Annotated in this window: 10 protein-coding genes; 3 read left to right on the top strand and 7 right to left on the bottom strand. The window is 73.1% G+C overall.

Translation table 11 applies throughout. The features are described from left to right. Positions 1-50: 50 nt before the first annotated feature. From fabG to AAG827_RS07615, 3 genes are all read right to left on the bottom strand, one after another. Positions 51-818, bottom strand: a complete 768-nt coding sequence (gene fabG / locus AAG827_RS07625; protein ID WP_341925291.1) for a 3-oxoacyl-ACP reductase FabG — start codon at positions 816-818, stop codon at positions 51-53. A gap of 80 nt (positions 819-898) precedes the next feature. After that, complete coding sequence (locus tag AAG827_RS07620; protein WP_341925290.1) at positions 899-1300, bottom strand: hypothetical protein; 402 nt, start codon at positions 1298-1300, stop codon at positions 899-901. Positions 1301-1310: 10 nt separating this feature from the next. Further along, complete coding sequence (locus AAG827_RS07615) at positions 1311-1721, bottom strand: HIT family protein (protein ID WP_341925289.1); 411 nt, start codon at positions 1719-1721, stop codon at positions 1311-1313. A gap of 89 nt (positions 1722-1810) precedes the next feature. Between AAG827_RS07615 and AAG827_RS07610 the strand changes: the two genes are divergently transcribed. Continuing rightward, positions 1811-3049 carry an MFS transporter gene (locus AAG827_RS07610; protein WP_341925288.1) on the top strand — a complete coding sequence of 413 codons (1239 nt, stop codon included), beginning with the start codon at positions 1811-1813 and terminating at the stop codon, positions 3047-3049. A gap of 49 nt (positions 3050-3098) precedes the next feature. Here the strand turns inward: AAG827_RS07610 and AAG827_RS07605 are convergent, their stop codons facing one another. Both AAG827_RS07605 and AAG827_RS07600 read right to left on the bottom strand, forming a co-directional pair. After that, positions 3099-4919, bottom strand: a complete 1821-nt coding sequence (locus tag AAG827_RS07605; RefSeq protein WP_341925287.1) for an ABC transporter ATP-binding protein — start codon at positions 4917-4919, stop codon at positions 3099-3101. Positions 4920-5012: 93 nt separating this feature from the next. Next, positions 5013-6167: a glycerophosphodiester phosphodiesterase gene (locus AAG827_RS07600; RefSeq protein WP_341925286.1), complete on the bottom strand. Its 1155-nt coding sequence runs from the start codon at positions 6165-6167 to the stop codon at positions 5013-5015. Positions 6168-6331: 164 nt separating this feature from the next. On the opposite strand from AAG827_RS07600, the gene AAG827_RS07595 reads away from it, so the two are divergent. Further along, on the top strand, positions 6332-9175 hold the full coding sequence (locus tag AAG827_RS07595) for an ATP-binding protein (RefSeq protein WP_341925285.1): 2844 nt from the start codon (positions 6332-6334) through the stop codon (positions 9173-9175). Further along, positions 9172-9546: a response regulator gene (locus tag AAG827_RS07590; RefSeq protein WP_341925284.1), complete on the top strand. Its 375-nt coding sequence runs from the start codon at positions 9172-9174 to the stop codon at positions 9544-9546. The genes AAG827_RS07595 and AAG827_RS07590 overlap by 4 nt, the downstream gene beginning before the upstream one ends. On the opposite strand, the gene AAG827_RS07585 is transcribed toward AAG827_RS07590, so the two are convergent. Both AAG827_RS07585 and AAG827_RS07580 read right to left on the bottom strand, forming a co-directional pair. After that, entirely contained in the window at positions 9543-9956 is a 414-nt protein-coding gene (locus AAG827_RS07585; protein WP_341925283.1) for a hypothetical protein, read from the bottom strand. The two genes, AAG827_RS07590 and AAG827_RS07585, sit on opposite strands and share 4 nt — an antisense overlap. Then, complete coding sequence (locus AAG827_RS07580; RefSeq protein WP_341925282.1) at positions 9953-10231, bottom strand: hypothetical protein; 279 nt, start codon at positions 10229-10231, stop codon at positions 9953-9955. The genes AAG827_RS07585 and AAG827_RS07580 overlap by 4 nt, the downstream gene beginning before the upstream one ends. Positions 10232-10255: the final 24 nt, after the last annotated feature.

Genomic DNA, 10255 nt, shown 5'->3' with positions numbered 1-10255 from the left:
CCCCGCGGGGGGACCTCGGCGCCCGGCGCGGCGTCGCGTGTCCTGGGATGTCAGCCGAGCTTGGCGCCGCCGTCGACGTAGAGCGTCTGACCGGTGATGTAGGACGCCTCGTCGCTGCAGAGGAACGCAGCGGCCGCAGCGATGTCCTCAGGGAAGCCGACGCGGCGTACGGGGTTGGCCTCGGCGTTGAGCTTGCGGAACTCCTCGACGTCCATCTTGAGGCGGGCCGCGGTCGCGTCGGTCATCTCCGTGGCGATGAAGCCGGGGGCGATGGCGTTGGCGTTGATGCCGAACGGGCCGAGCTCGATGCCCAGGGTGCGGGTGAAGCCCTGCACGCCCATCTTGGCGGCCGAGTAGTTGGCCTGGCCGCGGTTGCCGAGCGCGGAGACGCTCGAGAGGTTGAGGATCTTGCCGTACTTCTGCTCCACGAAGTGCTTCTGGGCGGCCTTCGTCATCAGGAACGCACCCTTGAGGTGGACGCCCATGACCAGGTCCCAGTCGTCCTCGGTCATCTTGAAGAGCAGGTTGTCGCGGGTGATGCCGGCGTTGTTGACCAGCACGTGGATGCCACCGAGCTCGGTGACGACGCGGGTGATCGCGGCCTCGGCGGACTCGCCATTGCTCACGTCGCAGCCGATGCCGACGGCCTTGGCGCCGTCGACGAGGGGCAGCTTGGCGGCCGCCTCGGCGGCCGCGGACTCGTCGAGGTCGATGATCGCGACCGACGCGCCCTCCTCGGCGAACCGCGTGGCGGTCCCGAACCCGATGCCGCGCGCGGCTCCGGTGACGACGACGATGCGTCCGTCGTAACGACCCATGGTGATGACTCCTCGTCTCGGTGCCCCACTCGGTGGTGCACCCGTCTGTGGTGCGGAACGCCCGACACTCTAGAGGCGGCTCAGACCTCCGTGCCGGGGGGTTCGGTCTCCGTCGGCACGATCGGGTCGCACTGGCCCAGGGTGATCGCCTTGTAGGTCGCGAAGTCCTGCGAGGAGATGGCCGCCTCGGGGTAGTCCTCGGCCGGCAGCTCGGCGTACCACCGGATCGCCTCGAGGAGGTCGTCGGCCTCCTGCGAGCCGTCGACCTGCTCCTCGGCCAGCGGCACGGCCGCGGCGAAGCGCGCAACGGTCTCGTCGTAGTCGCCCTCGTTGAAGGCCGCGATCCCGGCCCGGACCTCCGCACAGGCGGGCGTCTCGGACGGCGGGGTCGCCAGCCCGGGCGCCGAGCGCTCGGCCTGGTCGGTCGTCGCCGTGCACGCGGTGGTCGCTGCGACCAGGAAGGTGGCGAGGAGGAGCCTCATGACTCCGAGGCTAGGTCAGGGCTCCACGCAGGCGTGCGGCATAGGCGGCGGGCTCGCCGTCGGCGTACGACGTGCGCGGCCAGAAGAAGCCACGGAGCCCGTCGCCCTTGGTGCGGGGCACGACGTGCAGGTGCAGGTGGGGCACCGACTGGCTCACGGTGTTGTTGATCGCGACGAAGCTGCCCTGCGCGCCGAGCTCGTCGACCACGGCGGTCGCGATCCGCTGGGCTGCGGCGAGGAAACCGTCGCGGAGCTCCGCGGGAAGGTCGGGGAGGGTCACCACGTGCCGGCGCGGGACCAGCAGCACGTGCCCCTTGAAGACCGGGCGCACGTCGAGGAAGGCGACGAAGTCGTCCTCGTCGAGGACCACGTGGCCCGCGGTCTCGCCGGAGACGATCGCGCAGAAGACGCAGGTGGGCATGTCCCCCAGTATCGTGGACGCTGCAGAGGGTTGTGCGCGTCTTGGAGGTGGGTTCGGCGCGTTGTTGCCGCCTACCCTCAAGGACCCACGTGTCACCGCTCGCCTCCTACCGGCGCCTCTTCGACCTCGCCGGCCCCCTCTACGTCGTGGTCGCGTTCCTCGGCCGCCTCCCGCTCAGCATGAGCCAGATCGGCACGATGCTGCTGGTCTCCACCGCCACCGGCTCCTACGGCGCCGGCGGCCTCGCCGCAGGGGCGCTCGCGGTCGCCAACGCGATCGGCTCCCCCGTGGCCGGCGAGCTCGCCGACCGTGTCGGGCAGCGTCCCCTCGTCCTCGTGCAGTCGGTCCTGGGAGCGCTCGGCCTCGTGGCCCTGGTCACCCTGACGGGCACCGACGCCGCAGACGGATCGCTGATCGCCACGGCCGGCCTGGTCGGCCTCGTGCTGCCGCAGGTCGGGCCGCTGGCCCGGGTGCGCTGGCGCCCGATCACCCGCGACACCGGTCACCGCCAGCCACGATTGATGGACGCCGCGTTCTCCTACGAGGGCGCGGCCGACGAGGCGTCGTTCGTCCTCGGGCCCGCTCTCGTCGGGGTCGTCGTCGTGCTGGCCTCCCCCTCCGGCGCGATGCTGCTGGCGGCGGCCCTGCTCGCGGTCTTCGGCTGCGCCTTCGCAGCGCACCCGACGGCCCGCCTGACCGGGGGCACGGCCGGGGCGCTCGGCGGTGACGGCCGCATCCTCACCGCGATCTTCGTCGGACTGCTGCTGGCCCAGGGCTGCCTCGGTCTCTTCTTCGGCTCGATCCAGACCGGCACGACCGCCCTCACGACCGAGGTCGGCCGCCCTGGCCTGGCCGGGATCATCCACGCCTGCCTGGGCGTGGGGAGCGTGCTGGCCGGACTGGCCACCGTGGCGATCTCCGAGCGGGTCGGCCACGAGCGGCGGGTGCTGGTGTCGGCCTCGGCCCTGGTGCTGCTCTCGCTGCCGCTGCTGCTCGTCGACTCGGTGGCGGGGCTGATCGTGACGGTGCTGCTGCTCGGCTTCGGCGTGGCGCCCTACATGATCGGCGTCTTCAGCATCGGCGAGCGTGCGGTGCCCGCCGGTCGTGTGGGACTGGCCATGACGCTGCTGGCCGGCGCGACCGGCATCGGCTATGCCGTCGGCTCAACAGTGGCCGGCCGGCTCGCCGACCTGCACGGTCACCCCGCGGCCTTCGCGGTCACCGTGTCCGCGACGGTGCTGGCCGTGGCGCTGGCCACCCTCGGGCAGCGGCCGGTGCGCCGGATGCTCGCCGAGGTCACGCTCGCGCGGGCTGACGCGGCGGGCTGACTCGGCGTCGGGCCTGCACCATCGCGCCGACTCGGCGTTCCCGCCGGGCTCAGCGGCGAGTCGCCACCGCGTCGCCGGTCTGCACCCGCCACAGCGCGGCGTAGGAGCCGTCGTGGGTGATGAGCTCGTCGTGGGTGCCGCTCTCGACGATGCGGCCGGCCTCGAGCACCCAGATCCGGTCGGCGTGACGCACGGTCGAGAGCCGGTGGGCGACAACGAGCGCGGTGGTGCGGGCGGCGACGTCGGCGAGCGAGCGCTGGATCGCCGCCTCGGTCTCGTTGTCGACGGCGCTCGTCGCCTCGTCGAGCACCAGCAGGGCCGGGTCGCGGAGCAGGGCCCGGGCGAGCGCGAGGCGCTGGCGCTGGCCTCCTGACAGGGTGACGCCGCGCTCGCCGACGTGGGTGTCCAGGCCCTCGGGGAGAGCATCGATGACGTCGAGGGCGGCGGCCTGCGCCGCCGCACGTCGTACGTCGTCACGGGTCGCGCCGGGCGCGCCGTAGGCGATGTTGTCGGCCAGCGTGCCCGCGAAGAGGAACACGTCCTGGGCGACGTAGCCCATGGAGCCGCGCAGGGAGTCCCAGTCGAGGTCGCGGACGTCCTGGCCGTCGAGGAGCACCTGCCCCTCGCGCGGGTCGTCGAAGCGGAGCACGAGGCGCAGCAGCGACGACTTGCCCGACCCGGTGGGGCCGACGATCGCGTGGGTCTCCCCCGCCGGGACGACCAGGTCGATGCCGTGGAGGACGTCGGGGCCGTCGGCGTAGCCGGCGCGGACACCGCGCAGCTCGACGCGGCCGCTGACCGGCCTGGCGAGGACGGTGTGCCCGGCGGGGACCGTCACCGGCACCGCCAGCAGGGCGAGGATCCGCCCGGCCGAGGCCCGGCCGCGCTGGTAGAGGTCGAGCACGGTCGCGACGTCGGTCAGCGGCCAGAGCAAGCGCTGGGTCATGAAGACCAGCACCGAGTAGAGCCCGACCTCGAGGTCGCCACGCAGCGTGGCCCAGCCGCCGAGCAGCAGGGTGAAGGTGAAGCCCGCGAGGATCGCCATCCGCACCAGCGGCACGAAGGCCGCCGACGAACGGATCGCCGCGGCGTTGGCGTCGCGGTAGGCCGCCGAGGCGCCCTCGATGCGCTCGCGCTCGCGGTCCTCCGCGGTGAAGGCCTTGATCGTCGCGATGCCGCCGAGGTTGGCGCCCAGCGCGCTGGACAGGTCGGCGACGGCGCCGCGCACCCGGTCGTAGAGCGGCTCGAGGCGGCGCTGGAAGACCAGCGAGCCGATGACGATCAGCGGGATCGGCAGGAAGGCGAGCACCAGCAGCTGCACCGACGAGACGGCGAAGACCGCGCCCACCAGGATCACGTTGAGGGTGGTCTGCAGGATTGCCGGGAAGCCGATGTCGAGGAAGCGCTCGAGCTGGTTGACGTCGTCGTTGAGGGTCGCCAGCGTCGAGCCCTGCGGTCGCGACTCGTGCCAGCCGAGGTCCAGGTGCTGCACGTGGTCGTAGGCCTCGACGCGCAGGTCGTGCTCGACGCCCTGGGCGAGACCGCGCCACAGCACGGCCGCGACGTACTCGCTCGCGGACTCGATGATCCAGATGACGGCGTTGATGCCGGCCAGCCAGGCGAGCTGGGTGTAGCGCGAGTCGACGCCGAGCAGGTCGGCCACGATCGAGTCGTCGCCCCGCACCACGACGTCGACGGCCGCGCCGATGAGCAGCTCGGGCGCCACGTCCGCGACCTTGTTGAGCACCGACATGAGCACCGCCCACGTGAAGCGGGTGCGGTAGCGGCCGTAGCGGTCCCAGAGGGCGCGCAGGGGGGCGGCCGGTGCTGCAGGGCCGTCAGGGCCGCCAGGGCCATCGGTGGTGGTCACGGTGCTCCTCGGGCGCGGACGGACGAACGAGTTAGGTTAACCTAACTCGCCCGCCCGGCCGCCACCGCGCCCGAGGACGTCGTCCGGGAGCGATCAGTCGAGCCAGGCCTCGCGGGCGTCGACCGCGGAGTCGGGGAAGTCGGCGAAGAGGCCGTCGACACCGGCGTCGAGGAAGGCCGTCACCTCGGCGCGGATGTCGCCCTTGGCGTCGGGGTCGGCCCCGCGACGGAAGTTGGTCGCCATGAACTGGTTCTCGTCGCGTAGGGTGAAGACCACCACCCGCAGGCCGACGGCGTGCGCGTCGTCGACCAGGTCGCTGGGCGCACCCGTCGCGCCGGCGGCGTCGCGGGGCAGGACCAGGTCCTTGGTGGGGCCGACCCAGTCGGCGTACGCGCTGATCCGGCGCAGGCCGGCCGGCGTGACCAGGTCGCGGTAGGTCGTGCCGGTGCCGGCGACCACCTGGTCGTAGGGTGCGCCGCTGCCGTCGACGAGCTGCTCGAGCGGCAGGTCGGTGCGGCGGTCGAGCTCGCGCAGGTTGGAGACCTCGAAGGACTGGATCAGCACCTTCGACTTCTTCTTGTCCAGCCCGGCTCGCTTGAGCTCACGCAGCATCGGCTCCTCGAGCGAGAGCCCGATGGAGTCGAAGTAGGTCGGGTGCTTGGTCTCGGGGGCGACCCCGACGACGCGCCCGGCCTTGCGGGACTGCTCCTTCACCAGCGCCAGCACCTCGGCGAAGGTCGGCACCTCGAAGCGGCCGTCGTAGCGCGTGTTGTCGGGGCGCACCTGCGGCAGCCGCTCCTGGGCGCGCAGGGTCTTGAGCTCGGCGAGGGTGAAGTCCTCGGTGAACCACCCGGTGACGGCCCTGCCGTCGATCGTCTTCGTCGTGCGGCGCGCGGCGAACTCGGGGTGGTCGGCGACGTCGGTCGTGCCGCCGATCTCGTTCTCGTGGCGGGCCACGAGCACACCGTCCTTGGTCGAGACGAGGTCGGGCTCGATGTAGTCGGCGCCGAGCTGGATCGCCAGGCGGTAGGAGGCCAGCGTGTGCTCGGGGCGGTAGCCGGACGCGCCACGGTGGCCGAAGACGAGCGGCTCGGCGAGCTGGGTCGTGGCGCGGTGTGAGGCGGGCGCCGGAGCAGGGGCGGGCGCCGGAGCAGGGGCGGCGGCGACCGGACCGGCCACCAGGACGGGAGCTGCAGCAAGGGCAGCGAGCAGCAGGGCAGGTCGGGACAGGGGCTTCCGAGATGTCATGGACCCATCCGATCGCGGCGAGGTGACGGTGCGGAGATCGCCGGGTGAACCAGGCATGACCCCGGGTGGTCTGACCCACCCCGAGCCACCCGGTCCCCGCTGCCGGCCGATCCTCCCGATCTCCGCGCACGCCACCGGGATCCGTGATCTCCTGAGTCATGTCCTTGCCTCGGAGCTCGGTGGACCCGCTCTTCGACGGCGGTGGGGAGATGGCGCGCCTGATCGCCGAGCACGACTGGGGCTCGACGCAGCTCGGTCCGATCTCGAGCTGGTCGTCGTCGCTGTGGACGGCGACGGCCATCCTCCTGCGCAGCCGCTACCCCATGCTGCTGACGTGGGGTCCCGACCTGGTCATGCTCTACAACGACGACTTCGTCCCCACGCTCGGCGCCAAGCACCCGGCGTCGCTCGGTCGCCCCCTGCGGGAGCAGTACGCCGAGGTGTGGGACCTGGTGGGCCCGATGCAGACCGCGATCCTCGGGGGCGGGGCAGCGGTGTGGGACGAGGACCTGGCGCTCGTCGTCGAGCGCGGCAACGGGCCGGAGGAGGCGTTCTTCACCTTCTCCTACTCCCACGTCCCCTGCGAGGACGGCGCCGAGGCCGGCGGCGTGCTGACCGTGGTCGCCTTCACCACCGAGAAGGTCGTGGCCGCGCGTCGCCTCGACCTGCTCAACCGGCTCGCGGGGCGCACCGACATCGCCGACGTGCCCGCTGCCGTCGCGACCTGCGTCGAGACCCTCGACACGGCCGGCGCCGAGCTGCACCACGGGGCGATCTACCTGCCGGGCGGACCCGACCCGGCGCAGCGACTGGTCCGGGCCGGCACCTTCGGCGACCCCCCTCCCGGCACGCTCCCGGACCTCGCCGAGGACACCGACAGCCCGATCGTGCGGGCCTGGCGCGACCACGACGTGCTGGTCGAGGAGCTCGACAGCAGCCCCGGCGACGGCCGCCCGCGACTGCGTCTCTCGCTGCCCGTCCGCGGACGCGACGACGTCACCGCCGTGCTCGTGGTCTCCCCCCACCCGCTGCGTCCTGCCGACGACGAGCAGCGACGCTTCCTGGGACTCGTCGCCGACCAGGTCGGCCAGGCGCTGGGCCTGGGCTCCGCCCGTGCCGAGGAGCGCGCCCGTGTCGAGGCCCTGGCGGCCATCGACGCTGCCAAGTCGTCGTTCCTCTCCAGCGTGAGCCACGAGCTCCGCACGCCCCTGACGCTCATCCTGGGGCCCCTCGAGGACGTCCTCGCCGGGCGGGTCGCGACGCTGGAGCGTGACGACCTGGAGGTCATGCACGCCAGCGCGCACCGGCTGCTGCGCCTGGTCGGCGGCCTGCTCGACGTGGCCCGGGTCGAGAGTGACAGCCTGGTCGCCGCCTGGGAGCCCACGGACGTGGTCGCGCTCAGTGCCGACCTGGTCGGACCTTTCCGGGCCGCCGCGAGCCGCGCGGGACTGCGGCTCGACCTCGACGTCGACCCCGACATCGGGGTCGTCGACCTGGACCCGGAGCTCTGGGAGAGGATCCTGCTCAACCTGGTGGCCAACGCCCTCAAGTACACCCCCGAGGGCTCCGTCACCGTCTCCCTCACCGGCTCGCTCACCGGCTCCGAGGCGGAGCTCGTGCTGACCGTCACCGACACGGGCATCGGGATCCCGGAGGAGGAGCGCGAGCTGGTCTTCGACCGCTTCCACCGGGTCCGGACCCCGGACGCCGGCTATGCCGAGGGCACCGGTCTGGGGCTGGCGCTGGTGACCGACGCGGCCGCCGCCCTCGGCGGCCGGGTCGAGCTCGAGAGCGAGGTCGGCACCGGATCGACCTTCCTCGTGACGATCCCGCTGCGTCGCAGCACCGGCGCGCCGCACCTGCTCCCCGCGGCACGGCTCGACGCGGCCCGCGCCCTCGCGCTCGACCTGGTGCCTGACGCCGACGCCCTCCACCCGTCGTACGACGGAGCGCGCGACCGCGGCCCGGGCCCGCGCGTGCTGGTCGTCGAGGACAACGCGGCGATGCGGGACCGCGTGGCCCGGGTGCTGGCCCCCCTGGGCTCGATCCGGCTCGCGCCCGACGGCGCCGCCGCCTGGGAGGTCCTCACGAGCGAGCCGGTGGACCTCGTCGTCACCGACGTGATGATGCCCCGCATGGGTGGCATCGGGTTGCTGGGCGCGATCCGGTCGGATCCCGACCTCACCCACGTCCCGGTCGTCATCCTCTCCGCTCGCGCCGGCGCGGAGGCCGCGACGGGGGCGCTGGAGGCCCTCGCCGACGACTACGTCGTCAAGCCCTTCACCTCCGAGGAGCTGCTCGCCCGGTGCCGGTCCAGCCTCGAGATGGCGACCCTGCGCGCCGAGGTCTCCGCCACCGCGGCGCGGGCCACGGTGCTGGCCGGGGTCAGCCACGACATGCAGACACCCCTCGCCGTGATCAGCGGGGCCCTGGAGATGCTGGACCACGACGAGCTGACCCCCGAGCAGCGCGAGCGCATGGCCGAGCGCGCCCGCGCGGGGGCCCAGCGGCTGAGCCGGCTGGTCACCGAGTTCCTCGACTGGTCCAGGCTCACCGCCGGGGTCGCCCTCGAGCCTCGCGCGGAGCCCACCGACCTGCGGCTCCTGACCCAGCACGTGGCCCAGCAGCACGACCGGGTCGTCCTGCACGTCGCGGACGACCTGGTCGTCACCTGCGACCCGGGTCGCACGGAGCAGATCCTGCACAACCTCGTGGACAACGCGCTGCGCGAAGCCCGGACCGAGGTCGTCCTCCGGGTCGAGCGGGTCGGTCGGCACGCGGCGGTGCACGTGCTCGACGACGGCGTCGGGGTCGAGGCCCGCGTGCTCCCCCACCTCTTCGAGGCCTTCGGTCCGAGCTCCCACCCGCGGGGCAACGGACTGGGGCTGCACGTGTCCCGGCAGGCCGCCCGCGCCCAGGGTGGCGACCTGGTGCTGGACCACACCGGGCCACGAGGTTCCGACTTCGTCCTCACGATCCCGCTGGCGGGCATAGCCTCGTCCTCATGAAGGTGCTGGTCGCGGACGACAACGAGGACGTCCGCTTCATGATGTCGACGCTGCTGGAGTTCCGCGGGTGGGTGGTCCACACCGCGACCAGCGGCCAGGAGGCGCTCGACCTCCTCGCCGCCGAGGACTACGACGCCGCGGTGCTCGACCAGACCATGCCGCCGTTGTCGGGCCTCGAGGTCGCGGGCCTGCGCCGCGACGCCGGCGACGAGACCCCCTTCGTCCTGTGGACCGGGTGGAGCAGCGAGCTCGACCGCGACGAGATCGCCCGCCTCCGGGTGATCGTCATGAACAAGTCCGACGTCAACCGGCTGCCGGCGATGCTGGAGTCGCTCGCAGCCGACGCCGCCCTGCGCGAGCGCCTGTCCTAGACCGCGGGGCAGCCGCCCTCACCGGTCTCGCGCACCGACATCGGCGCGGTGTCGTAGGTCGCCCAGGCGCCTCCGGGAGCCTCCACGCACAGCCGGAACTCCACGGCGTCCTCGTCGTAGACATAGGTCGCCACCTCGTTGCCCTCGCTCGGCTCCAGCCCGGCCTCCTCCAGGGAGGCCACGGCACCGGCCAGGTCCCGGGGGTAGGTGCCGCCGCGCAGGAAGCCCTCGAGACGCACCGCGAGCCGCTCGACGTCTTCGGCGGCCGAGGCCAGCTCGGGGTCGATGCCGGACGCCGTCGCTCCCACCCCCGGCTCGGGCGTCGCGAGGTCCGCCTCGTCCTCGCCGCAGCCGGTCAGGCCCACCGCCAGGGCCAACGAGGCTGCCACCAGGACGGCAGCGCGCCTCACAGGCTGACCCGGACCGGCTCGTAGCCGTGGGAGCGGTCGAGAGCGGAGCGCAGCACGGTGTGGGCGTAGAGGTCGCTGCGGGTCTCGAGCGCGTCGGCGATCGCCCGCTGGAGATCGCGCACCTCGGAGCGCTCGGCCAGGGCTGCCTCGCGCCAGACCTCGGCCAGCGCGCCGGCGGAGGGCTCGTCGTACGCCGTGGGGCGCGGAGCGCCGGCGCGGACCAGGATCCCGCAGGCCGCAGCGAGCACGACCAGGGCGAACGCGGCCAGCAGCATGACGGTCCCTCTCCCTCGGCGCCG

This window comes from Nocardioides psychrotolerans (genome assembly GCF_943371775.1).
GTDB lineage: Bacteria > Actinomycetota > Actinomycetes > Propionibacteriales > Nocardioidaceae > Nocardioides > Nocardioides psychrotolerans_A.
Note: the sequence above shows the minus strand (reverse complement) of the source record. Positions and strands in the feature narration are given on the sequence as shown.

What these genes read in the sequence shown, in the direction of transcription:
- fabG (WP_341925291.1), bottom strand. Translation starts at nt 818, where the DNA reads ATGGGTCGTTACGACGGACGCATCGTCGTCGTCACCGGAGCCGCGCGC.
- AAG827_RS07620 (WP_341925290.1), bottom strand. Translation starts at nt 1,300, where the DNA reads ATGAGGCTCCTCCTCGCCACCTTCCTGGTCGCAGCGACCACCGCGTGC.
- AAG827_RS07615 (WP_341925289.1), bottom strand. Translation starts at nt 1,721, where the DNA reads ATGCCCACCTGCGTCTTCTGCGCGATCGTCTCCGGCGAGACCGCGGGC.
- AAG827_RS07600 (WP_341925286.1), bottom strand. Translation starts at nt 6,167, where the DNA reads ATGACATCTCGGAAGCCCCTGTCCCGACCTGCCCTGCTGCTCGCTGCC.
- AAG827_RS07590 (WP_341925284.1), top strand. Translation starts at nt 9,172, where the DNA reads ATGAAGGTGCTGGTCGCGGACGACAACGAGGACGTCCGCTTCATGATG.
- AAG827_RS07580 (WP_341925282.1), bottom strand. Translation starts at nt 10,231, where the DNA reads ATGCTGCTGGCCGCGTTCGCCCTGGTCGTGCTCGCTGCGGCCTGCGGG.